The organism is Enterobacter sp. E1 (assembly GCF_016809815.1).
In the GTDB taxonomy this organism is placed as follows: Bacteria; Pseudomonadota; Gammaproteobacteria; order Enterobacterales; family Enterobacteriaceae; genus Enterobacter; species Enterobacter adelaidei.
Genome location: NZ_JAFBJM010000009.1, coordinates 41476 through 65929, shown reverse-complemented (window position 1 = coordinate 65929; position 24454 = coordinate 41476). Strand labels below are relative to the sequence as shown.

The 24454-nt window shown below is 54.8% G+C and carries 20 protein-coding genes; 7 read left to right on the top strand and 13 right to left on the bottom strand.

Annotated elements, in window-relative coordinates; genetic code table 11:
• Positions 1–309 precede the first annotated feature (309 nt).
• On the top strand, positions 310–2703 hold the full coding sequence (gene malP, locus JGF26_RS18705) for a maltodextrin phosphorylase (RefSeq protein ID WP_134708539.1): 2394 nt from the start codon (positions 310–312) through the stop codon (positions 2701–2703).
• Positions 2704–2712: 9 nt separating this feature from the next.
• Positions 2713–4794: a 4-alpha-glucanotransferase gene (malQ, locus tag JGF26_RS18700; RefSeq protein WP_134708540.1), complete on the top strand. Its 2082-nt coding sequence runs from the start codon at positions 2713–2715 to the stop codon at positions 4792–4794.
• 36 nt (positions 4795–4830) lie between these two features.
• On the opposite strand, the gene gntT is transcribed toward malQ, so the two are convergent.
• From gntT to gntX, 3 genes are all read right to left on the bottom strand, one after another.
• Positions 4831–6147, bottom strand: coding sequence for a gluconate transporter (gntT, locus tag JGF26_RS18695; protein ID WP_014171973.1), 1317 nt, complete (start codon positions 6145–6147; stop codon positions 4831–4833).
• Positions 6148–6454: 307 nt separating this feature from the next.
• Positions 6455–7030: a Fe-S biogenesis protein NfuA gene (nfuA, locus tag JGF26_RS18690; protein ID WP_028018035.1), complete on the bottom strand. Its 576-nt coding sequence runs from the start codon at positions 7028–7030 to the stop codon at positions 6455–6457.
• A gap of 61 nt (positions 7031–7091) precedes the next feature.
• Positions 7092–7775: a DNA utilization protein GntX gene (gene gntX / locus JGF26_RS18685; RefSeq protein ID WP_128348361.1), complete on the bottom strand. Its 684-nt coding sequence runs from the start codon at positions 7773–7775 to the stop codon at positions 7092–7094.
• A gap of 37 nt (positions 7776–7812) precedes the next feature.
• On the opposite strand from gntX, the gene bioH reads away from it, so the two are divergent.
• Both bioH and JGF26_RS18675 read left to right on the top strand, forming a co-directional pair.
• Positions 7813–8586, top strand: a complete 774-nt coding sequence (bioH, locus tag JGF26_RS18680) for a pimeloyl-ACP methyl ester esterase BioH (protein WP_134708541.1) — start codon at positions 7813–7815, stop codon at positions 8584–8586.
• Positions 8587–8697: 111 nt separating this feature from the next.
• A complete protein-coding gene (locus tag JGF26_RS18675) occupies positions 8698–8967 on the top strand; it encodes a YdgH/BhsA/McbA-like domain containing protein (protein ID WP_129324595.1) in 270 nt (89 codons plus the stop codon).
• Positions 8968–9000: 33 nt separating this feature from the next.
• Here the strand turns inward: JGF26_RS18675 and feoC are convergent, their stop codons facing one another.
• From feoC to greB, 5 genes are all read right to left on the bottom strand, one after another.
• Entirely contained in the window at positions 9001–9237 is a 237-nt protein-coding gene (feoC, locus tag JGF26_RS18670; RefSeq protein ID WP_134708542.1) for a [Fe-S]-dependent transcriptional repressor FeoC, read from the bottom strand.
• Positions 9238–9247: 10 nt separating this feature from the next.
• Positions 9248–11566: a Fe(2+) transporter permease subunit FeoB gene (gene feoB, locus JGF26_RS18665; RefSeq protein WP_134708543.1), complete on the bottom strand. Its 2319-nt coding sequence runs from the start codon at positions 11564–11566 to the stop codon at positions 9248–9250.
• A gap of 30 nt (positions 11567–11596) precedes the next feature.
• On the bottom strand, positions 11597–11824 hold the full coding sequence (feoA, locus tag JGF26_RS18660; protein ID WP_010436417.1) for a ferrous iron transporter A: 228 nt from the start codon (positions 11822–11824) through the stop codon (positions 11597–11599).
• 265 nt (positions 11825–12089) lie between these two features.
• Positions 12090–14420: a Tex family protein gene (locus tag JGF26_RS18655; protein WP_134708544.1), complete on the bottom strand. Its 2331-nt coding sequence runs from the start codon at positions 14418–14420 to the stop codon at positions 12090–12092.
• An 86-nt stretch (positions 14421–14506) separates the two neighbouring features.
• Positions 14507–14980, bottom strand: coding sequence for a transcription elongation factor GreB (gene greB, locus JGF26_RS18650; protein ID WP_028018028.1), 474 nt, complete (start codon positions 14978–14980; stop codon positions 14507–14509).
• Positions 14981–15208: 228 nt separating this feature from the next.
• On the opposite strand from greB, the gene ompR reads away from it, so the two are divergent.
• Entirely contained in the window at positions 15209–15928 is a 720-nt protein-coding gene (gene ompR, locus JGF26_RS18645; RefSeq protein WP_001157751.1) for a two-component system response regulator OmpR, read from the top strand.
• Complete coding sequence (gene envZ, locus JGF26_RS18640; protein ID WP_023309494.1) at positions 15925–17271, top strand: two-component system sensor histidine kinase EnvZ; 1347 nt, start codon at positions 15925–15927, stop codon at positions 17269–17271. Before ompR ends, envZ begins: the two co-directional genes overlap by 4 nt.
• A 98-nt stretch (positions 17272–17369) precedes the next feature.
• Here the strand turns inward: envZ and pckA are convergent, their stop codons facing one another.
• From pckA to JGF26_RS18615, 5 genes are all read right to left on the bottom strand, one after another.
• Positions 17370–18989, bottom strand: a complete 1620-nt coding sequence (gene pckA / locus JGF26_RS18635) for a phosphoenolpyruvate carboxykinase (ATP) (protein ID WP_028018027.1) — start codon at positions 18987–18989, stop codon at positions 17370–17372.
• A gap of 332 nt (positions 18990–19321) precedes the next feature.
• The gene (gene hslO, locus JGF26_RS18630; protein ID WP_023309492.1) at positions 19322–20200 is read right to left on the bottom strand and encodes an Hsp33 family molecular chaperone HslO; all 879 of its coding nucleotides are present in this window, start codon (positions 20198–20200) and stop codon (positions 19322–19324) included.
• Between the two features lie 23 nt (positions 20201–20223).
• Complete coding sequence (hslR, locus tag JGF26_RS18625) at positions 20224–20625, bottom strand: ribosome-associated heat shock protein Hsp15 (protein ID WP_108091127.1); 402 nt, start codon at positions 20623–20625, stop codon at positions 20224–20226.
• Entirely contained in the window at positions 20622–21305 is a 684-nt protein-coding gene (gene yrfG / locus JGF26_RS18620; RefSeq protein ID WP_028018025.1) for a GMP/IMP nucleotidase, read from the bottom strand. The genes hslR and yrfG overlap by 4 nt, the downstream gene beginning before the upstream one ends.
• A 66-nt stretch (positions 21306–21371) precedes the next feature.
• Entirely contained in the window at positions 21372–23507 is a 2136-nt protein-coding gene (locus JGF26_RS18615) for an intracellular growth attenuator family protein (RefSeq protein WP_108091126.1), read from the bottom strand.
• A 325-nt stretch (positions 23508–23832) separates the two neighbouring features.
• Between JGF26_RS18615 and nudE the strand changes: the two genes are divergently transcribed.
• Entirely contained in the window at positions 23833–24393 is a 561-nt protein-coding gene (nudE, locus tag JGF26_RS18610; protein WP_108091125.1) for an ADP compounds hydrolase NudE, read from the top strand.
• Positions 24394–24454: the final 61 nt, after the last annotated feature.

The window sequence follows — 24454 nt, the reverse complement described above, 5'->3', positions numbered from 1 at the left end:
AATTATAAGTGATTAACAATCTCCTTAGTTATTACCCGATTGCAGAAATATTATTCTACGTAAGTAATCATTTTAGAGGGGTTTAATTAACCCCCGAAACTGCATTTCATTTCTTTGACATTCTCCCCGGTTACTTTTTTATCTTCAGGGCACACTCGAACTATGCTCTGAGAGTGGCCTCGATCACATTTTTATGCTCATCCCCGCTACTCCTCCCTGTCTAATCCCCCACAGGAGGAGGAAGAGGTGAAATGAGCCAGGCACACTAGCGCCAACTTGTGTTTTCTTTCTAAAGGATGCCGATCCCCTATGTCACAGCCTACCTTCAACAAAGCTCAATTCCAGGCTGCCCTGACGCGTCAGTGGCAGCGTTTTGGCCTTCATGCGGCAAACGAAATGACGCCTCACCAGTGGTGGCAGGCGGTGAGTGGTGCGCTCGCGGAACAGCTGGATGCTCAACCTTTGGCAAAGCCGGTGAAAAACCAGCGACACGTGAACTACATCTCGATGGAATTCCTGATTGGCCGTCTGACGGGCAACAACCTGCTGAACCTTGGCTGGTATCAGGACGTTTGTGATGTGCTCAAAGAGCATGACATTAATCTGACCGACCTGCTTGAAGAAGAGATTGACCCCGCGCTGGGTAACGGTGGACTGGGACGTCTGGCTGCCTGCTTCCTTGACTCCATGGCAACCGTTGGCCAGTCAGCAATTGGCTATGGTCTCAACTACCAGTACGGCCTGTTCCGTCAGTCATTTGCCGATGGTCATCAGATGGAAGCGCCGGACGACTGGCACCGCAATACTTACCCGTGGTTCCGCCATAACGCGCAGCTGGATGTGCAGGTCGGGATTGGCGGGAAAGTGACGAAGCAAGGTCTCTGGGAACCGGCATTCACCATTACTGGCGAGGCCTGGGATCTGCCAGTACTGGGTTACCGTAACGGCGTGGCGCAGCCTCTGCGTCTGTGGCAGGCGAAGCACGCGCATCCGTTCAACCTGACCAAATTCAACGACGGCGATTTCCTGCGCGCTGAACAGCAGGGTATCGACGCCGAGAAGCTGACAAAAGTCCTCTACCCGAACGACAACCATCTGGCGGGTAAAAAACTGCGTCTGATGCAGCAGTACTTCCAGTGTGCCTGTTCCGTGGCGGATATCCTGCGTCGTCATCATCTGGCGGGCCGCAAGCTGGCGCAGCTGCCTGATTTCGAAGTGATTCAGCTCAACGACACACACCCGACGATCGCAATCCCTGAACTGCTGCGCGTGCTGATCGACGAGCATCAGCTGAGCTGGGATGACGCATGGGCCATCACCAGCCGCACATTCGCTTACACCAACCACACCCTGATGCCAGAAGCGCTGGAGTGCTGGGACGAGAAGCTGGTGAAAACACTGCTGCCGCGTCATATGCAGATCATCAACAAGATTAACGACAACTTTAAAGTGCTGGTGAAAAAGACCTGGCCTGGCGACAAAGAAGTCTGGGCGAAGCTGGCAGTGGTTCATGACAAACAGGTGCGCATGGCGAACATGTGCGTGGTGAGCGGCTTTGCCGTAAACGGTGTGGCAGCGCTGCACTCGGATCTGGTGGTAAAAGATCTGTTCCCGGAATATCACCAGCTGTGGCCGACTAAATTCCACAACGTGACCAACGGCATCACGCCGCGTCGCTGGATCAAGCAGTGCAACCCACTGCTGGCAGGGCTGCTGGACAAAACCCTGAAAAAAGAGTGGGCCAACGATCTGGACCAGCTCATCAACCTGGAAAAATACGCCGACGACGCGAAATTCCGCGAGCAGTACCGTGCGATCAAGCGGGAAAACAAAGTTCGCCTGGCAGCGTTTGTCAAAGCGCGTACCGGAATTGAGATCAACCCGAATGCCATTTTCGATATTCAGATCAAACGCCTGCACGAGTACAAACGTCAGCACCTGAACCTGCTGCACATTCTGGCGCTGTACAAAGAGATCCGCGAGAATCCGAAAGCCGATCGCGTTCCACGCGTGTTCCTGTTCGGTGCGAAAGCGGCGCCGGGCTACTACCTGGCGAAAAACATCATTCTGGCAATCAACAAAGTTGCTGAAGCCATAAACAACGATCCGAAAGTCGGCGACAAGCTGAAAGTGGTGTTCCTGCCGGATTACTGTGTCTCGGCGGCTGAAATGCTGATCCCGGCGGCAGATATCTCCGAGCAGATTTCTACGGCGGGTAAAGAAGCATCCGGTACCGGCAACATGAAGCTGGCGCTTAACGGCGCGCTGACGGTTGGCACACTGGACGGTGCAAACGTCGAAATCGCCGAGAAAGTGGGTGAAGAGAATATCTTTATTTTCGGTCATACCGTGGAAGAGGTGAAAGCCATCAAGGCCAAAGGCTATGACCCGGTGAAATGGCGTAAGAAAGACAAAGTGCTCGATGCGGTGCTGAAGGAACTGGAAAGCGGTAAATACAGCGACGGCGACAAGCACGCGTTTGACCAGATGCTGCACAGCATGGACAAGCATGGCGGTGACCCGTATCTGGTGATGGCGGACTTCACAGCCTATGTCGACGCACAAAAACAGGTTGATGTTCTGTATCGCGACCAGGAAGCCTGGACCCGGGCGTGCATTCTGAATACCGCCCGCTGCGGTATGTTCAGCTCTGACCGCTCAATTCGTGATTATCAGGCCCGTATCTGGCAGGCAAAACGCTAAGGAAGCGCGATGGAGAGTAAACGTCTGGACAGCGCCGCGCAGGCGGCGGGAATTAGCCTCAGTTACATCAATGCGCACGGCAAACCGCAGTCTATTGGCGCCGACACCAAAAGACGTTTGCTGGATGCCATGCAAAAAACCGACGCGAAAGCGTCGGTTGCGCCAGTGCCGAATGTGAAGGTATTCACCGCAGGCAAAAAGATGTCGCTGGCGGTGGAGGGGCGGGGCGAGTTTAGCTGGTTGCTTACCACCGAAGAAGGGCATCAGCACAAAGGCCACGCCACCGGCGGCAAAATGCTAAACCTTCCGGCAAAACTGCCGGAGGGCTATCACACCTTAACGCTCACTCAGGACGACCAGCGGTACCCTTGTCGGGTGATTGTGGCACCAAAACGTTGCTATGAACCGCAGGCGTTGCTTGAAGGTAAAAAGCTGTGGGGTGCCTGCGTGCAGCTCTACACGTTGCGTTCCGACAGCAACTGGGGGATCGGCGATTTTGGCGACCTGAAAAAAATGCTGGCATCGGTAGGGGAGCGCGGCGGCGCATTTATTGGTCTTAACCCTATTCACGCGCTCTATCCGGCCAACCCGGAGAGCGCCAGCCCGTATAGCCCGTCGTCCCGTCGCTGGCTGAACGTCATCTATATCGACGTTAACGCGTTAGATGACTTCAAAAACAACAAAGAAGCCCAGGCATGGTGGAAACTTCCGACCACCCAGCAGATGCTGAAGCAGGCTCGTGACGCAGAATGGGTTGATTACTCAACGGTTACCTCGCTGAAGATGGCGGCTTTACGCCTGGCGTGGAAAGGTTTTGCCCGGCGCGATGATGAGCAGATGGCGGCTTTTCGTCAGTTTGTTACCCAGGAGGGCGAAAGCCTTTACTGGCAGGCGGCATTTGACGCATTGCACGCATACCAGGTGAAAGAGGATGAAATGCGCTGGGGCTGGCCGGTATGGCCGCAAGCGTATCAATCTGTTGATACCCCGGAAGTGAAAGCGTTTTGTAAGAAGCATGCTGACGAGGTGGATTTCTACCTGTGGCTGCAGTGGCTGGCGTACAGCCAGTTTGCTGCCTGCTGGCAGGTAAGCCAGGGCTACAAGATGCCGATCGGCCTGTATCGTGACCTGGCCGTGGGTGTGGCTGAAGGCGGGGCGGAAACCTGGTGTGACCGTGAACTTTACTGCCTGAAAGCCTCTGTGGGGGCGCCACCGGATATCCTTGGCCCGCTCGGTCAGAACTGGGGCTTACCGCCGATGGATCCGCACGTGATGGCGGCGCGTGCTTACGAGCCGTTTATCGACCTGCTGCGCGCTAACATGCAGAACTGCGGGGCGCTGCGTATCGACCATGTGATGTCCGTGCTGCGTCTGTGGTGGATCCCATATGGTGAAACGGCGGACCACGGGGCGTATGTACAGTATCCGGTTGACGATCTGCTGTCGATCCTGGCGCTGGAAAGTAAGCGCCATCAGTGCATGGTGATCGGTGAAGATCTGGGTACTGTGCCAGTGGAGATTGTCAGTAAACTGCGTGATAGCGGTGTGTATTCCTATAAAGTGCTCTATTTTGAAAACGACCATGAGAAAACCTTCCGCGCGCCGAAAGCGTATCCTGAACAGTCAATGGCAGTCGCGACGACGCATGATCTTCCTACGCTGCGTGGCTATTGGGAAAGCGGTGATCTGACGCTCGGTAAAACGCTGGGGCTGTATCCTGATGAAGAGGTGTTACGCGGTCTGTATCAGGATCGCGAGCTGGCGAAACAGGGCTTGCTGGATGCCTTGCATAAGCATGGCTGTCTGCCGAAACGTGCCGGGCATAAGGCGTCGCTGATGGCGATGACCCCGACGCTCAACCGTGGCTTGCAGCGCTATATTGCTGACAGCAACAGTGCCCTGCTGGGTCTGCAACCGGAAGACTGGATTGATATGGCCGGGCCGGTGAACATTCCGGGAACCAGCTATCAGTACAAGAACTGGCGTCGCAAGTTGTCCGTGAGTCTTGAGAAGATGTTTGCCGATGATGGGGTGAACAAGCTGATTAAGGATTTGGATAAGCGCAGAAGAGCAGTAGTGAAGAAGAAATAAAAAAGAACCCGCCAGTTGGCGGGTTCTTTTTTTACATCAGATAACCATATTCAACAGCAGAACCCCGACCAGACCGCACACTGAAATAATGGTTTCCAGCGCAGACCAGGACTTGATGGTTTCACCGATAGTCAGGTTGAAGTACTCCTTGAACAGCCAGAAGCCCGGATCGTTTACGTGAGAGAAAATCACGCTACCGGAACCGACTGCGATAACCATCAGCTCAGGGCTAACACCTGTCGTGGCAATCAGCGGCGCAACGATACCACCGGCGGTGATGGCGGCCACGGTCGCAGAACCGAGTGCAATACGCAGAACCGCGGCGATAGACCAGGCCATCAGGAGCGGTGACACGTTAGTTTCATGCATCATGGCCGCGATGTATTTATCCACGCCGCTGTCGACCAGTACCTGCTTGAACGCACCGCCACCACCGATGATCAGGAGCATCATGGCAATGATTTTGATGGAGGAGGTCAGCGTGTCGTTGATCTGATCCATTGAACGACCACGGTTCAGACCAAAGGTGAACATCGCGATCAATACCGCAATCAGGGTTGCCATCACCGGGTCACCCAGGAACTCCGCAACGGACAGGAACGGGTGACCTTTCGGCAGGATCATCTCTGCCACGGCACGCATCGCCATCAGGATAACCGGCACCAGAGAGGTCCAGACGCTGACGCCAAAGCCAGGCATCTCTTCTTCGGTGAAGGTTTTTGCGCTGTATAGACCTTCCGGGATTGGCTTATCAATGCCTTTCAGGAAACGGGCATACACCGGGCCTGCCAGGATCACTGTTGGGATAGCGAGAATGGTGCCGAACAGCAGCGTTTTACCCATATCGGCGTGGAAGATGGTCGCGATAGCGGTTGGACCCGGGTGCGGTGGCAGGAAGCCATGCGTCACGGACAGCGCTGCGGCCATTGGTACACCGACATACAGCAGAGGGATGTTTGCCGCCGCCGCAATGGTGAACACCAGTGGCAGCATCAGCACAAAGCCCACTTCATAGAACAGCGCGAAACCGACGGTAAAACCGGTTAATACCACCGCCCACTGGATGTTCTTCTTACCAAATTTGGCAATGAGCGTGGTGGCAATACGTTGAGCACCACCGCAGTCCGCCAGCATTTTGCCGAGCATGGCACCGAAGCCCATGATCAACGCCAGGCTGCCGAGCGTCCCGCCGACACCGGCTTTAATGGAGCTGATGACTTTCACCAGCGGCATCCCTTGCATCAGACCGACTGCAAGTGCCACCAGAACCAGAGCGATAAATCCGTTCATTTTGAAACGGATCATCAAGAGCAGTAATAACACAACACCGATAGCAACGATGACTAATGGCATGATTTACCTGGCCTTTGAATTGTTATGGGTAACGTCATTGTTTCAACGACAAATTCCGATTGTCCCAACTGGGAACAGAGTGATTACGGCACTAGTACTGATACCTTGGAAACCAATAAGTTTAGTCGGCTGTTATGAGAGTGCTTAGTGCCCATGAGAATGATACGGGTAACATGATGTGATTGAGAATCACCCTGGGAGGCTAAATTTGAATTATGAGACGCAGGTCAACATATGGAGGGAATGAAGGGGGAGAAGCGAGGCCCGGTAAGCGCAGCGCCACCGGGCGATACAGACGGGCACTGAATCAGTAGTAAGAGTGCTCGCCGCGCTGGTGCTCGGTCAGATCACGCACGCCTTTCAGTTCCGGGAATTCGTTCAGCAGCTGCTTTTCAATCCCTTCTTTCAGGGTCACATCGACCATGGAACACCCGTTACAGCCGCCGCCAAACTGCAGAATGGCGAAGCCTTCGTCGGTGATTTCCATCAGGGAAACACGACCACCGTGGCCCGCCAGCTGTGGGTTGATTTGGGACTGCAGAAGATACTCTACGCGCTCCATCAGCGGCGCATCGTCTGCCACTTTACGCATTTTCGCGTTCGGCGCTTTCAGAGTCAGCTGAGAACCCAGCTGGTCGGTGACGAAGTCGATCTCCGCATCTTCAAGATACGGTGCGCTCAGCTCATCAACGTAGGCGGTGAGTTGTTCAAATTTAAGGGCTGTGTCAGTTGCTTCTACCGCATCCGGCGGACAATAAGAGACACCACATTCTGCATTCGGAGTGCCTGGATTGATCACAAACACGCGGATCTGCGTCCCTTCTTCCTGATTTGCCAGCAGTTTGGCAAAGTGCGCTTGTGCAGAATCGGAAATACGGATCATAGCTTTGGCCTAATAGTTGACTAAATTACCTGGGTATAATCATACGCCCATTGAAGAAGGGCTACAAGGTACGGCACAGACACCATACCTGAACCGACGCAGCGCCGCTTCGCAAAAGCAGTCGGGAAAGTTCAGCAACGGTACTGCCTGTGGTGACGACATCATCCACAATCGCGATATGGAGGCCTTTGACCGCTAATTCAAGGCGAAAGGCATTTTTGAGGTTTCTTTTGCGAAGCCGGGCGTTGAGCTGATGCTGGATGGCGGTGGCATGGACACGCGTGAGCGCAGAGGCATCATACTCACAGCCGAGCCAGCGGGCGAGTGGGCGACAGAGCAGGTCACTCTGGTTGTAGCCGCGCCGCCAGTGTCGGCGTCGGTATAAGGGGACATTCACCACCCTGTCGATTTTCGGCAGGGTGCGGCTACGACGAGCCTGTAACACCGCCAGCAATAACAGGCGGGCGAGAGGTTGCGCCAGCGAACTCTGACCGGAAAACTTCAGGGCGTGAATGAGCCTGTTCAACGGTGGAACATAATCATCCACCGCCACCAGCGCGCTCCAGGGCGGGGATTTTTTCAGGCAGCGTCCGCAGGGTATATGTCGGCTCGTGGCCGGTAAACCACATTGTGGGCAGACCGTGAGACGTCCTTCCAGCGACCGCGTGCAGACGGAACAGATCCCCCACCCACTGAGTGTAAGTGGCATTTGGCATAGCCAGCACAAGCCAGGCACTGTTAGCATGTGCAACCTCCATGTGAAATAAAGAGAACAGTAACTGATGAAGACGCTGTGGTGGCAGACTGTAGGGACAGGAAATTGCCATCTTGTGCTGCTGCACGGATGGGGCCTGAATGCGGAAGTATGGAATTGCATAAACGAGGAATTGGCCTCGCATTTCACGCTGCATCTGGTGGATTTACCGGGTTTTGGTCGCAGCCGTGGTTTTGGCCCTATGTCGCTTGATGAGATGGCGCAGCAGGTTCTGGCCGCCGCGCCACAAAACGCTATCTGGCTGGGCTGGAGCCTGGGCGGGCTGGTGGCAAGCCAGATTGCGCTCTCCCGACCAGAACGCGTGAGTGCGCTGGTGACCGTGGCCTCGTCGCCATGCTTTAGTGCGCAAGCGTCGTGGCCGGGTATAAAACCGGATGTGCTGGCGGGCTTCCAGCAACAGCTGAGTGAAGATTTTCAGCGGACCGTTGAACGTTTCCTCGCATTGCAAACGATGGGGACCGAAACCGCACGTCAGGATGCGAGAGCATTGAAGCAGACCGTGCTTTCCCTGCCGATGCCGGATGTTGAGGTGCTTAACGGTGGTCTTGAGATCCTGAAAACGGTTGATCTGCGTGAACCGCTGTCTGCGCTGATGATGCCGCATCTGCGTATCTATGGCTACCTCGACGGACTGGTTCCACGGAAAGTAGTTCCATTGCTGGATTCGCTCTGGCCGGAAAGTGAATCGCAGATCATTGCCAAAGCGGCGCATGCCCCGTTTATCTCTCATCCGGCGGAGTTTTGCTCAGCGCTCATTGCGTTAAGTCAACGTTTAGACTGATTAATTTCTATCCAGCCTGGAAAAAGTCTTACACCGCAACCATACTCCAGATGTCGTTGCGGTGGTTCTGCCTACGACAATCAAAACAACAATCCTAAGGAGAGTCAGGCTATGAAACTTGTTACAGGTATTGTCACTTCTCTGGTTATTGGGTCACTTTCATTTGGCGTCTTTGCGGCAAAAGAGCTGGAAAAAGATAAAGTTGCCGGGATGAATCTGACCAAAATTGGTGAGATTTCTACGTCTGACACCACCGCGCCGATGGACGCTCGCAGAGAGTTGTCGAAAAAGGCGGATGAACTGGGCGGGACGTACTACGTGGTGACCAGTGCGAATAAAGATACAAAAAACGTGCGCGCAACGGCGGAAGTCTATAAGTAATACGATAAAGCCGGGCATCTCTGTCCGGCTTTATTAACGCAAAGCCCACCACTCCTTGAGGCAGGCTTTACCTTCCGGGCAGCTTTTACAACTGCCGGAGAGACAACCTTCCACTTCTTCCTGAATCCGCACGGCTTTCCCCATGGCTTCCAGTCTTTCCAGCATGGCATCGATCATCGGCTGCGGCGTATGCAGGCTGAGGCTCAGCTGTTTCGCCTCCATCCGCCCTTGTAATGCCAGCAGATCACGAACCTGAATCAACGATGCCATGGCTTACTCCTTAGTGACAGTCACCCGCCGGGCTGCTGCAACAAGTGGCGGCGGTTTTACGGTTTGCCAGCAGGTCGATATCGACGCGGCTGCGTGCCCGGCGTAGCAGACTGATAACTAACACGTTAAAGAGGACAACTGCCAGAATACAGACCAGGCTATAACGCGGGTGCTGGCTAAAGTTAACGGCCTGGTAAAAGAGCGTCGCCAGCGAGTAAGCAATGTTTAACCCCCACAGAATGGAGAATCCCATCCAGCCACGGCTGGACTCACGGGAAATCGCCCCCATCACGGAGATGCACGGAATATAGAGCAGGACAAAGATGAGGTAGCTGTAAGCTGCAGACTCGCTGCCAAACTTCTCACTCATCACGCCCATAGCCCCCGTCGCCATTTCACCGTCGCCTTTGCTGGCTTCAATAGGGTTTGCCAGCACGCTCAGGCTGAAGGTGTCTTTCAGGCTCTGCCAGGTTTCCTCTACTGCACCCAACAGTTCGTTACCGAGATGAAACTCTGCCGGATTAAATTCCTGCTCCTGAATGTTCTCAGCGGTGTAAAGCGTGTTCAGGGTGCCGACAACCACCTCTTTTGCCATCGCACCGGTGAACAGCCCGACGGTTGCCTGCCAGTTATCCTCATGCACGCCAATCGGTTTGAAGACTGGCGTGATGACGCGGCTGACGGAGGCAAGAGCAGAATCGTTGATGTTATCTGCTGCTTGTCCACTCAGGGTGAAGCTGTTCAGCGCGCTCAGGAAAATGCTGACGATGACGATCACTTTACCCGCGCGCAGCACAAAGCCTTTCAGGCGCTGCCAGGTCTGGATCGCCAGGCTTTTTAGATGCGGCACGTGATACACCGGCAGCTCCATCACAAACGGCGACGCTTCGCCACGCATAATGGTGTGTTTCAGCATTAAACCGGTCAGGATCGCCATCACAATACCCAGCACGTACAGCGAGAAGACTGCCAGCGCCCCTTGCTGACCAAAGAAGGCTGCGGCAAAGACCGCAAAGATGGCCAGGCGCGCGCCGCAGGACATAAACGGCGCCATCATGATGGTCATCAGACGTTCACGCGGTGCATCCAGGGTACGTGCGCCCATCACCGAAGGTACATTACAGCCGAAGCCAACAATTAGCGGGACGAAGGATTTGCCCGGCAGACCAAGAGCCTGCATCAGACGGTCCATGACAAACGCCGCGCGCGCCATGTAACCGGAATCCTCCAGGAAAGAGAGGAACAGATACATCATGCCAATTTGCGGCACCAGTGGCAGAACGGTGTTGATACCGCCACCGATCCCCTGGGCCAGGAAAATGGTTAGCCATTCCGGGAAGTGCAGGGTGTAACCCACCCACTGAATACCGTGTACGAAGACCGCGACGGAACCTGCATCGAAAATAGGCTGCAGCGCGCCACCAATGTTAATGGCGAGCAGGAACATTACGTACATCACCAGCAGGAAGATCGGCAAACCCAGGAAACGGTTAAGCACAATCTTGTCTACCGCAGCGGTAAAACGGCTCGGTTCCGCCGTGAGGGCGTTACTGACAACGTCGCAAATCGAGGCAATTGTCTGGTAACGTGCATCGGCGATGTGCAGGGCCGGGTCATCCAGCTCGTCGCTAAGACGGGCGATTGTGACATCCAGTTTATCTGCCGCATGCCCGGCGTATGCACGGCTGTAGATATCCCCTTCCAGCATTTGCAGGCCGAGCCACAAACGCTGTTTTTCGGGCATGCTTTTGTCCATTTCCTCTGCCAGAAGACCGGCCTCGCGCAGAAGTGGTTGCGCGTAATGCACCAGCTCAACGTCGCTATTTCCCGCATGACGGTCAATCGCCAGCTTCAGGGCATCAATGCCGCGAGCACGCGTTGACACCAGCGGAACGACCGGGCAACCCAGGCGCGCTGAGAGAGCATCGACGTCGATGCGCAGCTTCTGTTTCTCGGCAATGTCGAGCATGTTAAGCGCCACGATGCAGGGAATACCCAGTTCCAGCAGCTGCAGCGTCAGATAGAGGTTACGCTCAAGATTGGAAGCGTCGACCACGTTGATCAGGAGATCCGCGTCGCCGCCAAGAATATAGTGACAGGCAATCTGCTCATCGAGCGAAGTTTGCGACGAAATGGTGGTTAAGGAATAGGTGCCGGGAAGGTCAACCAGCGTCACCTGGTTGTCTGTCGTCGTGAACTGGCCTTCTTTACGCTCAACCGTCACACCTGCCCAGTTACCCACGCGCTGACGCGCTCCGGTTAACTGGTTAAATAACGTGGTCTTGCCGGAATTTGGATTACCAATTAAGCCAATAGTTAATTTTTTCATTTTAGTAGACTCACTGAAACCGCTGGCTTGTTATTGAGATAAGGCTTCGACTTCTATTAATGCGAGGTCTTTCTTACGCAGCACCAAATTCACGCGGCGGGTTTCGATATGAACGGGATCACCTAACGGGGCAACTCGCACGACCTGGAAAGACGAGCCGGGTAGCATGCCCAGTGACAGCAGCTTTTGCCGATAGGCCGGGCTAATTTCACGGGTAAAACCGGTAATTTTCCATGCACTGTCTGGAGTGAATTGCATAATGCCTGATCCCACGAAGGTTAAATAATCTACTATGCGATGATAATGAGAATAGTTTGTATCAGCAATAATAAAACTGTGACGGAATGTTGTTTGCGGGATTAATTTACGGCCTGTTTGACCTTGCTCAATATTTGCTGAATATGCGGCGACGAGAGAAGCGGCCTATTTGTTAATGGCGTGCTAATTATTGGTTTAAATAAAGGAGTGAGAGAATACACCGTACTGCGCGATCCCCTCTCCCCTGTGGGGAGAGGGTGAGAGGTTAGCGTTTTTTACCCATCGCGGCCGCCAGCGCATCCATCATCGCGCTGTTGCCTGCAGGCTGAGCATCACGCCCACGCGGTTTCGCGGCTTTAGCGGCCGGGCGCTGCTGTTCGCGGCCACCACCATTGCCGCCACGGCGCGCGTTGGTTTCGCCCGGCTGCTCGTCCAGACGCATGGTCAGGGCAATTCGTTTGCGCTGTAAATCCACTTCCAGCACTTTGACCTTCACGATATCGCCCGCTTTGACCACGGTGTGCGGGTCTTCAACGAACTTGTCGGCAAGGGATGAGATATGGACCAGGCCATCCTGATGCACGCCGATATCAACAAATGCGCCAAAGTTGGTGACGTTGGTCACCGCGCCTTCCAGCACCATGCCTGGCAGCAGGTCGTTCATGGTCTCGATGCCGTCGGCAAAGGTCGCGGTTTTGAACTCAGGACGTGGATCGCGGCCCGGTTTTTCCAGCTCTTTGATGATGTCAGTGACGGTTGGCACACCAAATTTATCGTCGGTGAAATCCGCGGCTTTCAGGTTGCGCAGCGCACTGTTATCACCCATCAGGTCTTTCAGTGCCTGTTGAGTGGCAGCCAGAATGCGTTCTACCACCGGGTACGCTTCCGGGTGAACGGTTGAGGCATCCAGCGGGTTATCACCGTGGTTGATGCGCAGGAAGCCCGCACACTGCTCAAAGGCTTTCGGTCCCAGACGGCTCACCTTCAGCAGTTGCTGACGGTTCTGGAACTGACCGTTCTCATCACGCCATGCGACGATGTTCTGCGCCATCATGCGGGTTAAGCCTGCAACACGGGTCAACAGGGGAACTGAGGCGGTATTCAGGTCTACACCGACGGCGTTTACGCAGTCTTCCACCACCGCATCCAGCTTACGGGCGAGCTGAGTCTGGCTCACGTCGTGCTGATACTGGCCCACACCGATGGATTTCGGGTCAATCTTCACCAGTTCTGCCAGCGGATCCTGCAGACGACGAGCGATAGAGACCGCACCGCGCAGAGAAACGTCCAGGTCCGGGAACTCCTGCGCCGCCAGTTCAGATGCGGAATAGACGGATGCCCCCGCTTCACTGACGATCACTTTCTGCGCCGTTACTTTCGGGAATTGTTTCTGCACGTCGAGGTAGAAACGTTCGGTTTCGCGGGACGCCGTACCGTTGCCGATAGCAACCAGCTCCACGTTGTATTTCTCGCACAGTGCCGCCACTGCGACAGCCGCTTTCGCTGCCTGGCCAGTGTGTGGATAGATGGTGTCGGTTGCCACCAGCTTACCGGTGCCGTCAACTACCGCCACTTTTACGCCCGTACGCAGACCCGGATCGAGACCCATGGTGGCGCGAAGGCCCGCCGGGGCGGCCATCAGCAGGTCGTGCAGGTTGCGGGCAAACACATTGATCGCTTCATCTTCGGCGCGCTCGCGCACGGTGCCCATCAGCTCGGTTTCGAGGTGCATCAGCACTTTGATACGCCACGTCCAGCTCACCACGCCTTTACGCCAGCTGTCCGCCGGGGCGTTGTTCAGACGCAGGCCGAGGTGATCGATGATGATCTGCTCGCAGTGGCTCTCTTTCGGCGGCTCGTCAAACTGGGGGTCGGCATTCAGGGAAAGCTGCAGCACGCCTTCGTTGCGGCCGCGGAACATTGCCAGCGCACGGTGAGACGGGGTCGTTGAAATCGGTTCGTGGTGATCGAAGTAGTCGCGGAATTTCGCGCCTTCGTCCTCTTTACCCGCGACGACGGTCGAGACGATGTGGGCATTCTTCCACAGGTAATCACGTACTTTGGCGAGCAGGGCGGCGTCTTCGGCAAAGCGTTCCATCAGAATATAACGCGCGCCGTCGAGGGCGGCCTTGGTGTCCGCTACGCCTTTGTCAGCGTCGATGAATTTCGCCGCTTCGGTATCTGGATCGTGGGAAGGTTCGTTCCACAGCCGGTCGGCCAGCGGCTCAAGACCCGCTTCAATCGCAATCTGCCCGCGCGTGCGGCGCTTTGGTTTGTACGGCAGATAGAGATCTTCGAGTTCGGTTTTGCTCAGGGTACCGTTAATAGCGCTTTCCAGCTCGCTGGTCAGTTTACCCTGTTCGCCGATGGATTTGAGGATCGCCTGACGACGTTCTTCCAGTTCGCGCAGATAACCCAGACGGGTCTCCAGGTTACGCAGCTGTGTGTCATCCAGACCGCCGGTGACTTCCTTACGATAACGTGCAATAAACGGCACGGTGTTCCCTTCATCAAGCAGGCGAACGGCAGCTTCTACCTGTTCGGCTCTGGCCTGAAGTTCACCCGCAATAATGCGGCAGAGCGAATCTTTCATCATGGCTTTATCATCTTGTGGGTCAAAAATCAGGGGATAGTTATACGGGCTGACACGGCAAAATGCCAGCCGGGGAGGGCGCTCTCGGACTATTTTACGTACTCGATCTCATTGACGTACCAGCTGGCTTCACCACCGGGTGTCTGAACGACGGCTAAATCGCCCACTTCCTTTTTCAACAGCGCACGGGCCATAGGGGAGTCGATGGAGATGTAATCCTTTCGACCAAAAATTTCATCGTAGCCGACGATGCGAAAACGCAGGGTATCGCCGTTATCGTTTTCAATCTCCACCCATGCGCCGAAGAACACTTTGCCTTCCTGCTGCGGGGAGTAATCGACAATTTTAAGGTTCTCAAGGCATTTCGTCAGATAGCGTACCCGACGGTCGATCTCACGCAGCCGCTTCTTGTTGTACTGATAATCAGCATTTTCGCTGCGATCGCCGAGGCTCGCGGCCCAGGTGACTTTTTTCGTCACTTCAGGACGCTCTTCGCGCCACAGGTAATCCATCTCTTTTTTGAGTTTTTCGTACCCTTCGCGGGTGATCAGGGGCGTTTTCATGGTAAAGCCTTTGCTGCCGGTTTTCTGTCTTGCGCACAATACGTACCACACAGTGTAACAGACAGGATTAATAATGATTTATGTGATGAAATGAGCAGATAAGCTGCTGTTAAATATGCTTTGTAACAATTTCGACTAGAATTTATACCAGAATTAGCTGGTCGAACACGTGCACTTTTTTAGAATACGCTGTTACAAAGACTATCCGAACCTTTGGGAGTAAATACAATGCAAGAGAACTACAAAATTCTGGTCGTGGATGACGACATGCGCCTGCGTGCGCTGCTGGAACGTTATCTGACCGAGCAGGGCTTCCAGGTTCGTAGCGTCGCGAACGCTGAGCAGATGGATCGTCTGCTGACCCGTGAATCTTTCCACCTGATGGTGCTCGACCTGATGCTGCCAGGCGAAGACGGGCTCTCTATCTGCCGTCGTCTGCGTAGCCAGAGCAACCCGATGCCGATCATTATGGTGACGGCGAAGGGCGAGGAAGTTGACCGTATCGTGGGCCTCGAAATAGGTGCTGACGACTACATTCCAAAACCGTTTAACCCGCGTGAACTGCTGGCACGTATTCGCGCCGTACTGCGTCGTCAGGCAAATGAACTGCCTGGCGCACCGTCGCAGGAAGAGGCCGTCATTGCCTTCGGCAAGTTCAAGCTGAACCTCGGCACGCGCGAGATGTTCCGTGAAGACGAACCTATGCCACTCACCAGCGGCGAGTTCGCAGTTCTCAAAGCACTGGTTAGCCACCCACGTGAGCCGCTGTCCCGTGACAAGCTGATGAACCTGGCGCGTGGCCGCGAATACTCCGCAATGGAACGCTCCATCGATGTGCAGATCTCTCGTCTGCGCCGCATGGTGGAAGAAGATCCGGCGCATCCTCGTTATATTCAGACCGTTTGGGGTCTGGGCTACGTGTTCGTTCCGGACGGCTCTAAAGCATGAGGCGAATGCGCTTCTCGCCGCGAAGCTCGTTTGCCCGCACCCTGTTACTGATCGTCACCCTGCTGTTCGTCAGCCTGGTGACGACCTATCTGGTGGTGCTGAACTTTGCGATCCTGCCGAGCCTCCAGCAGTTTAATAAGGTCCTGGCCTACGAAGTCCGTATGCTGATGACCGATAAACTGCAGCTGGAGGATGGCACGCAGCTGGTTGTTCCCCCTGCCTTCCGTCGTGAAATTTACCGTGAGCTGGGTATTTCGCTCTACTCAAACGAAGCGGCGGAAGACGCGGGACTGCGCTGGGCGCAGCATTATGAATTCCTTAGCCAGCAGATGGCGCAGCAGCTCGGTGGCCCGACGGAAGTGCGCGTCGAGGTCAACAAAAGCTCGCCTGTTGTCTGGCTGAAAACCTGGCTGTCACCCAATATCTGGGTTCGCGTTCCGCTGACCGAAATCCATCAGGGCGACTTCTCACCGCTATTCCGCTACACCCTGGCGATTATGCTGCTGGCGATAGGCGGAGCCTGGCTGTTTATTCGTATACAGAACCGACCGCTGGTCGACCTGGAGCACGCTGCGCTGCAGGTCGGTAAAGGGATTATTCCTCCTCCATTGCGTGAGTATGGTGCCTCTGAGGTCCGTTCGGTGACGCGTGCGTTTAACCATATGGCGGCCGGTGTGAAGCAACTGGCAGATGACCGTACGCTGCTGATGGCCGGTGTGAGCCATGACCTGCGCACACCGCTAACGCGTATCCGTCTGGCGACGGAGATGATGGGGGAAGAGGACGGCTATCTTGCCGAGTCCATCAACAAGGACATCGAAGAGTGTAATGCCATCATTGAGCAGTTCATCGACTACCTGCGCACCGGCCAGGAGATGCCAATGGAGATGGCGGATCTGAACGCGGTGCTGGGCGAAGTGGTGGCGGCGGAAAGCGGCTACGAGCGCGAGATTGATACCGACCTTCAGGCGGGGGAGATCCAGGTTCGCATGCATCCGCTTTCTATCAAACGTGCGGTTGCCAACATGGTGGTCAATGCGGCGCGTTACGGTAATGGCTGGATTAAAGTCAGCAGCGGGTCTGAACTTAACCGCGCCTGGTTCCAGGTGGAAGACGATGGTCCGGGCATCAAGCCTGAGCAGCGTAAGCATCTGTTCCAGCCGTTTGTGCGTGGCGACAGCGCGCGCAGCACCAGCGGTACAGGTTTAGGTCTGGCGATTGTACAGCGTATCATCGATAACCATAACGGGTTGCTGGAGATTGGCACCAGCGAGCGGGGCGGGTTGAGCATTCGCGCCTGGTTGCCGGTACCGGTGACGCGCGGGCAGGTGAAAGAGAGTTGACAAAAGGGTGCGGCCTGATGCCCTCACCCCGGCCCTCTCCCACGGGGAGAGGGAGAAAACATTAAAAAAGGCAACTTTCGTTGCCTTTTTGCTTTTACCTACAGCTTCGGTCCCGCGCTCACCAGCGCTTCACCTGCCGGGGTATCGGTGTACTTCTCGAAGTTCTCAATAAACAGCTTCGCCAGCGATTCCGCTTTCTCGCGCCACTGTTCCGGCGAACCGTAAGTGTTGCGTGGGTCGAGGATATGCGTATCCACACCCGGCAACTCTGTTGGGATCGCCAGATCAAACATTGGCAGCGTGAAGGTTTCAGCGTTATCCAGAGAACCATCCAGAATGGCGTCGATAATGGCGCGCGTATCTTTGATGGAGATACGCTTGCCGGTCCCGTTCCAGCCCGTGTTCACCAGGTATGCCTGCGCGCCGGAAGCCTGCATGCGTTTTACCAGCACTTCAGCGTACTGCGTCGGGTGCAGCGACAGGAATGCCGCGCCGAAGCAGGCTGAGAAGGTTGGGGTGGGTTCTGTCACGCCGCGCTCGGTACCCGCCAGCTTAGCGGTGAAACCAGAGAGGAAGTGGTACTGTGTCTGGCTGGCGGTCAGGCGAGACACCGGAGGCAGCACGCCGAACGCATCTGCCGTCAGGAAAATGACCTTCGTGGCATGACCCGCTTTTGAAACCGGCTTCACGATATTGTCGATGTGGTAGATCGGGTAAGAGACGCGGGTGTTTTCCGTTTTCGACGCATCGTCGAAATCGATGGAGCCATCGGCACGCACGGTGACGTTTTCCAGCAGCGCATCGCGACGAATAGCGTGGAAGATATCCGGCTCGGCCTCTTCAGACAGGCGAATGGTCTTCGCGTAGCAGCCGCCTTCAAAGTTGAATACACCGTCGTCATCCCAGCCGTGTTCGTCATCGCCAATCAGACGACGTTTCGGATCGGTGGACAGGGTGGTTTTCCCGGTACCGGAAAGACCAAAGAACACTGCCACGTCGCCTTTTTCACCGACGTTAGCCGAGCAGTGCATGGAGGCGATGCCCCGCAGCGGCAGCAGGTAGTTCATGACGGAGAACATCCCTTTCTTCATTTCGCCGCCGTACCAGGTACCGCCGATCAGTTGGATACGCTCGGTCAGGTTGAAGGCAACAAAGTTTTCGGAGTTCAGACCCTGCTCTTTCCACTGTGGGTTAGTGCATTTCGCACCGTTCATCACGATGAAATCCGGGGTGAAATTCTTCAGCTCTTCGTCGGTTGGACGAATAAACATGTTTTTCACGAAATGCGCCTGCCAGGCCACTTCGGTGATAAAACGTACGGAGAGACGGGTGTCGGCGTTAGCGCCACAGAAAGCATCGACAATGAACAGACGCTTGCCGGAAAGTTGATGGGTTACGAGCCCTTTCAGATGCTGCCAGGTTTCCGGGGAGAGCGGTTTGTTATCGTTCTTCCCTTTGCCCTTGTCAGCCCACCACAGCGTATCGCGGGTGGTTTCGTCGCGGACGATATACTTATCTTTCGGCGAACGACCGGTAAAGATACCGGTATCGACGGCGATAGCACCAAGATTCGTCAACACACCGCGCTCGTATCCTTCCAGGGCTGGATTGAGCTCTTCCTGATACAGCGTATCGTAGTCGGGGTTGTAGACGATTTCCTGGACGTCGTGAATACCATAAGCCTTGAGATCTTGCGGGGTTAAACCAGTAACACGCATATCACTGCTCCTTAGCCAATATGTACTGCCTGAAATTGTAGGGTTTTTCTGAGGTTGTTAACCGCGACGGGGCTCATAGATTTACGCATCTGGACAAAACCCTTACTAACGGAAAACGCTGCGACTCCAGTCACAGGGCAGGCGGATTATCGCAGGAATCGCTTTTTGGTTGGGGAAAATGTTCCGAAAAGGTTAAAGGCTGGTGATATTATCGGAAGGAATGTGAATGTAATCGCATACACGTAAGAAAATTACGTAAGAGTTACATAATGAAAACGATTCAGCATGGGCGGGGATTTTACCCCTCCCCCAAAGGGGAGAGGGGAAAAGTATTAGTGAACCTGTGGGTCTGCCGGGGAGGCGTTATTGCGGATCTCAGCAATATCCATCGAATTGAACACATAGTGCGTACCGCAGTAGTCACAGTGCATATCAATTTCGCCATCTTCCGCCATGATACTGTCGATCTCTTCATCCGGCAGCGTCTTCAGTGCGCCGGCACAACGTTCACGTGAACAGGTGCACTTAAACTCCACTGACTGCGGGTCGTAAACGGTCACTTCTTCTTCGTGATACAGACGCCACAGCACGTCGGTCGCCGACAGGTTGAACAGCTCTTCCGCTTTGATGGTTTCAGTCAGCGTCGCCAGGTGCTCAAAGTCATTGGTCTGTGCGTCCTGAGCCGGCAGAACCTGCAGCAACATACCGCCCGCAGCAGGCTGGCCGTCCACTTCACCGGTGCGAATGAACAGGCGGGTTGGCAGCTGTTCAGAACGCATGAAGTAATCTTCCAGGCAGGCCGCCAGCGTATCGCCTTCCAGACCGACCACGCCCTGATAGCGTTCACCTTCCTCAGGGGAGATGGTGATCACCAGGTAGCCATTACCCACCAGCGTTTTCAGATCTGCATTTTCAGGTACATCGCCCTGAACGCGTGCCACGCCGCGCATCTGCTGCTGGTTATTGCCGTTGATCACCGCCAGCGTCATCGGGCCATCACCCTGTAATTGTACGGTAATATCACCCGCGAATTTCAGCGTTGCCGTCAGCAAGCTGGTGGCAACCAGCAGTTCGCCCAACAGGGTCTTCACCGGCAGCGGGTAGTTGTGGTTTTCCAGAATCTGTTTCCAGGTTTCGGATACGGTGACCAGCTCGCCGCGCACGGCGAATTGTTCAAACAGATAGCGGTGTAATTGGTCGTGTTGGGCCATTTTAGTCTCTCGTGCGGGTGAGGTTACTCAGTCTCACCGTGTTTAAATTTCATCAGATCGCGGCGCTCTTTTTTATCCGGCCGCCGGTCCGGGTGTGGCATAGTCAGCGCGTTCATTTTGCGCGCCAGTGCGGTTTTCTCACGCTTTTCAATGCTTTCAGCCGTCTCTTCATAAAGCAGTGCGGCTTCGGTTGCGGGCCGTCGTTGTTCGGTAATGGCTTTAATCACCACCGTTCGTTCATCGTTGCCCTGACGCAGCGTCAGGGTGGCATTCAACTCAACCAGCTTGCTCGGTTTGCTGCGCTGGCCGTTGTAATGCACTTTTCCGCCGTCAACCATCTCGCGGGCAAGGGCGCGTGTTTTATAAAAACGCGCTGCCCACAGCCATTTATCCAGTCTTACCCCTTCAGAGGGTTTTTCTTTCATGGCGTCTCCTTCACGGTGAGTGAGGGGATCATCTGGCGGTAGTCGTTCAGCCCCGGATGGCGCAAATAGCTTTTTTCAGCCAGGCCAGAGTCAGGATTCGTAACCCCCAGACAATAGCGAATGCCAAAGGTGGCTGCGGAATCCAGAATGGGCTCGCTGTCGTCAATAAACAGCGTACGTTCAGGCTGCAAACCCGTCTCTTCCTTCACCGCGTGCCACAACCGCTGATCCTCTTTCGGATAACCAAATGTGTGGGTAGAAAGTAATAAATCAAGGTGTGAAGCCAGACCCGTATGTTCCAGCTTTACCGCCAGATTATGAGGATGCGCATTGGTCAGCAAAATACGGCGCTTGCCGCTGGTTTTCAGCGCATCCAGAAAAGGTACAGTATCTTCACGCAGCACGGCGCGTGGACCCTGAGCGGTAGTCATGGCACAAATATCCAGACCGAGGCGTTCGCTCCAGTAGTCAAGACAGTACCAGTTTAGCGTATGCTGCACCGCGCTATATTGCGAACGAATGAATGCCTGCGCTTCTGCCGGGGAGATCCCCTGCTGTTCGCCATAGGTTTCCGGAACCAGCTTTTGCCAGAAATAGTTATCAAAGGCGAGATCGAGCAGTGTGCCATCCATATCCAGCAGAACGGTATCAACCTCCTGCCAGGCGATATCAAGATGCATAAGGGGTACTCCAGCCAGAAGAAACGTGCGCGACAGGGTAGCACATCTTGTCGCGCAAGGACGTTATCAGATCAGGCTCTCAGAGGAGGGGAGCAGCTTAGGATTGAGGCAATTTTCGTAATATTGCTGGATGTCAGCCAGCCGGGTGCGTGAGCGCTGGTAGCGACGCAGGGCCATAAAACCGTTCCAGAAGATGGAGAACAGCATGGCTAACATTAACAGCGAGGTACCAATGTAGCGCCACAAACCTGCGCTATCCGGCATCCGGTGCAGAACGATATGACGGGTACCGTTGGCATCAGTATAAATACTCGTGACGATCCCTTCGGCACTGAACGGCGTTTGCATCAGCATCTGCGCCAGGCGCTGAAATTGGCTCCACTGCTCTTGTGCCGGGTAATCATAAAGCGCAACCTGCGGATAAGGTTGATCGACCAGGTCGCTGCCTTCATCACTGACAATGACAAAGCCACCCGGTGCCGGGCTGTTCAGCGCCTGAGCCGCACGGGTGGTTTCGCGCATCATGAACGGTGCCGTCGAAGTGGCCACCAGGTTGTCCAGCGATTCCGCGCTAACCGGACGCAGCAGCACGTTGACGCCATCCAGCCGACCCGCTTCGGCACGTTTCACCAGCGCGTCCCAGTCTTTGCTGTTCCCCAGATTTACCAGAGCGTTTTTGAGACGCACACACTCGTCCTGCGAGGAGCATAAATCCTTCGTTTTTAGAACGATGTCGCCAAAATCATCCAGCAGAACCATGCCTGATTTCTGAATGGCTGAGCGCAGCGCAGGGCTGACGCGCGAATCATCATCCGGCTTCGGATGTAACTGGCGGTTGACCGTCTGAGTGAGGGCGGTAGCTTTATTCACCACTTCGGATTCCGGCAACGGCAGCGGCGGCGCGTCGTTCCAGATGATTTGCGAGCAATCGAACGGCATGAACGGCGAGTTCTGGCGCGTATTCCACGCCCCAGGGGTGTGAATATTACACATCCCGGTTCCCTTCAGGCGCAGCGTGTCTCCTACGCGCACACCGGCTTCATCCAGTTTGTTGACGCTGGTCGCTTCGATGGTTTGCGCCCCTTTGATCCACGAAAGGGTGAATTTGATGGGCATATCCAGCGGCACGAAAAGCAGCAGCATGACAAAGACCAGCGCGGCGCCTCCGGCAATAACCGTGCTACGTAACCAGTGCTGGAGCGGGAAATTTTTCACTTCATCATGCAGAGATAAAAATCGGCCCTGACGCACAACGTGGCGGTCAAGGTAGATATCAATATCGGTTTTCTGTCCTAAATCCTGCGCAATCCATGGTTGCCAGTGGCGCGGGTAGATAAGGTCGATAATGCCGAGTGAGATATTGTTGAGATGCTCCTGATCGTTTTCACCAAACAGACCCCAGCGCTTCGGCGTACCGCGCAGGCAGTGGATCTCACGCAACGAGGTTTTTGCTGGTGGGGCAAAAAGCCCCCAAAGCCCGGCAGCCAACAGTAACACCGCTCCGCCAGCCAGCCAGGGCACAAACACATCCGGCGTCAGCAGACAGCAGAAAAAGAGCAGGAAAGCGGCAACGATCAGGATGGCTTCACGAATGCCATCCGGGCGGCTCAGGGCATATTCTTCATGCGTCTCCTGGCGGATATTCAGCAGTTCGATCTGCTCTGACTCTTCGCCACGGATGGAAGCCTGGGTTGAACTTGCACGCTCCAGCGCAAAGCGCGGTGCTTCCTGAAGGTATTCACTTAGCGTGTGACCGTTAAGCGAGATGACCAGAGGTAATGAATCGGTGTGGATCAGTTCAACGCTGTTTTCGTCAGTAATGTATTGCTCCCAGGATGGGGGCAGATGCACTTCGACAGAATCAAGGTAATAGCGCCATTTGTTGGGATCATCGGTGGTGATGCCATAGCGCGTGATGGAGCGTGTCAGGCACAGCACGGTATCACTTTGCGCATTAAGCTTAAGTGAGACTGGCGCAGCAGTAGCTCCCGTCGGCCCAGGGGTTAACTGAGAACGGTTCAGCGTTTCGAGATAGTTTTCAACTGCATCGCGTTCGTCCTGCGTGAGTTTACGCGTCGTTGCGCCAGCGAACGCATTTAAAAAAGGCAACCGGTAACGGCGTTGTATGCGACGCCTGTATACCCATCCTGCAAACAATGCGCCGGCCAGCATAGCAGCGAGAACAATCAAAATGGTGCTCATGCTTTCCCCATCTTACTTATCTTCTTACAGGTGTAGTCTGTAGCACCTTTAATATTGAATGAGAGTCTGTGGTTGGCTATCGGCAAGTATGGAGTCGAACTTGAGCATTCTGAAGCGCATCCCAGTGACCGATGATGATAGCAAAGCCTGTTATGGCGCGATATCAGCAAATTCCTGGAAACATTTCAACCTCTTGACATTTGTTTTGAATTGAGGATTGATCTTTATTACGTTGCATAAATGTAAATAAAGAACGATTGACATTGCCGAAACCGTGCGGCATATCGCACAATAAAGCCCGTTCTCACTGCTAAGACCCATCAAGATGAGCAAACCACTACAAAAACCCACCATTCTGAATGTTGAAACTGTCGCAAAATCGCGCCTGTTTAATGTCGAAAGCGTGGACCTGGAGTTCAGCAACGGTGTGCGTCGCGTTTATGAGCGTATGCGCCCCTCTGCGCGCGAAGCGGTGATGATTGTTCCTATTGTCGACGATCATCTGATTTTGATCCGCGAATACGCTGTGGGAACGGAGTCTTACGAGCTTGGGTTCTCGAAAGGGCTTATCGACCCGGGTGAAACTGTCTTTGAAGCGGCAAACCGCGAGCTAAAAGAAGAGGTGGGGTTTGGCGCGAATGAGCTGTCGTTCCTGAAAAAACTGAGCATGGCACCCTCTTATTTTTCCAGCAAAATGAATATCGTGGTAGCCGAAGATCTCTATCCAGAATCGCTGGAAGGAGACGAGCCGGAGCCGTTGCCGCAGGTTCGCTGGCCGCTAGCACACCTGATGGATTTGCTGGAAGACCCGGACTTTAACGAAGCGCGTAATGTGAGTGCACTGTTCCTGGTACGGGAGTGGTTGAAGGGGCAGGGGCGACTGTAGGCCACAAAAAAGCCGGGTGGCGGCTTCGCCTTACCCGGCCTGCGATGCTTTGCCCGATTTT

Bases quoted from the DNA above. Each gene is read 5' to 3' on its own strand.
- pckA (WP_028018027.1), bottom strand. From the start codon at position 18,989: ATGCGTGTTACTGGTTTAACCCCGCAAGATCTCAAGGCTTATGGTATT.
- malQ (WP_134708540.1), top strand. From the start codon at position 2,713: ATGGAGAGTAAACGTCTGGACAGCGCCGCGCAGGCGGCGGGAATTAGC.
- gntT (WP_014171973.1), bottom strand. From the start codon at position 6,147: ATGCCATTAGTCATCGTTGCTATCGGTGTTGTGTTATTACTGCTCTTG.
- gntX (WP_128348361.1), bottom strand. From the start codon at position 7,775: ATGCTAACAGTGCCTGGCTTGTGCTGGCTATGCCAAATGCCACTTACA.
- ompR (WP_001157751.1), top strand. From the start codon at position 15,209: ATGCAAGAGAACTACAAAATTCTGGTCGTGGATGACGACATGCGCCTG.
- yrfG (WP_028018025.1), bottom strand. From the start codon at position 21,305: ATGCATCTTGATATCGCCTGGCAGGAGGTTGATACCGTTCTGCTGGAT.
- malP (WP_134708539.1), top strand. From the start codon at position 310: ATGTCACAGCCTACCTTCAACAAAGCTCAATTCCAGGCTGCCCTGACG.
- feoC (WP_134708542.1), bottom strand. From the start codon at position 9,237: ATGGCATCGTTGATTCAGGTTCGTGATCTGCTGGCATTACAAGGGCGG.
- envZ (WP_023309494.1), top strand. From the start codon at position 15,925: ATGAGGCGAATGCGCTTCTCGCCGCGAAGCTCGTTTGCCCGCACCCTG.
- hslR (WP_108091127.1), bottom strand. From the start codon at position 20,625: ATGAAAGAAAAACCCTCTGAAGGGGTAAGACTGGATAAATGGCTGTGG.
- JGF26_RS18675 (WP_129324595.1), top strand. From the start codon at position 8,698: ATGAAACTTGTTACAGGTATTGTCACTTCTCTGGTTATTGGGTCACTT.
- feoA (WP_010436417.1), bottom strand. From the start codon at position 11,824: ATGCAATTCACTCCAGACAGTGCATGGAAAATTACCGGTTTTACCCGT.
- JGF26_RS18655 (WP_134708544.1), bottom strand. From the start codon at position 14,420: ATGATGAAAGATTCGCTCTGCCGCATTATTGCGGGTGAACTTCAGGCC.
- bioH (WP_134708541.1), top strand. From the start codon at position 7,813: ATGAAGACGCTGTGGTGGCAGACTGTAGGGACAGGAAATTGCCATCTT.
- nfuA (WP_028018035.1), bottom strand. From the start codon at position 7,030: ATGATCCGTATTTCCGATTCTGCACAAGCGCACTTTGCCAAACTGCTG.
- hslO (WP_023309492.1), bottom strand. From the start codon at position 20,200: ATGGCCCAACACGACCAATTACACCGCTATCTGTTTGAACAATTCGCC.
- nudE (WP_108091125.1), top strand. From the start codon at position 23,833: ATGAGCAAACCACTACAAAAACCCACCATTCTGAATGTTGAAACTGTC.
- feoB (WP_134708543.1), bottom strand. From the start codon at position 11,566: ATGAAAAAATTAACTATTGGCTTAATTGGTAATCCAAATTCCGGCAAG.
- JGF26_RS18615 (WP_108091126.1), bottom strand. From the start codon at position 23,507: ATGAGCACCATTTTGATTGTTCTCGCTGCTATGCTGGCCGGCGCATTG.
- greB (WP_028018028.1), bottom strand. From the start codon at position 14,980: ATGAAAACGCCCCTGATCACCCGCGAAGGGTACGAAAAACTCAAAAAA.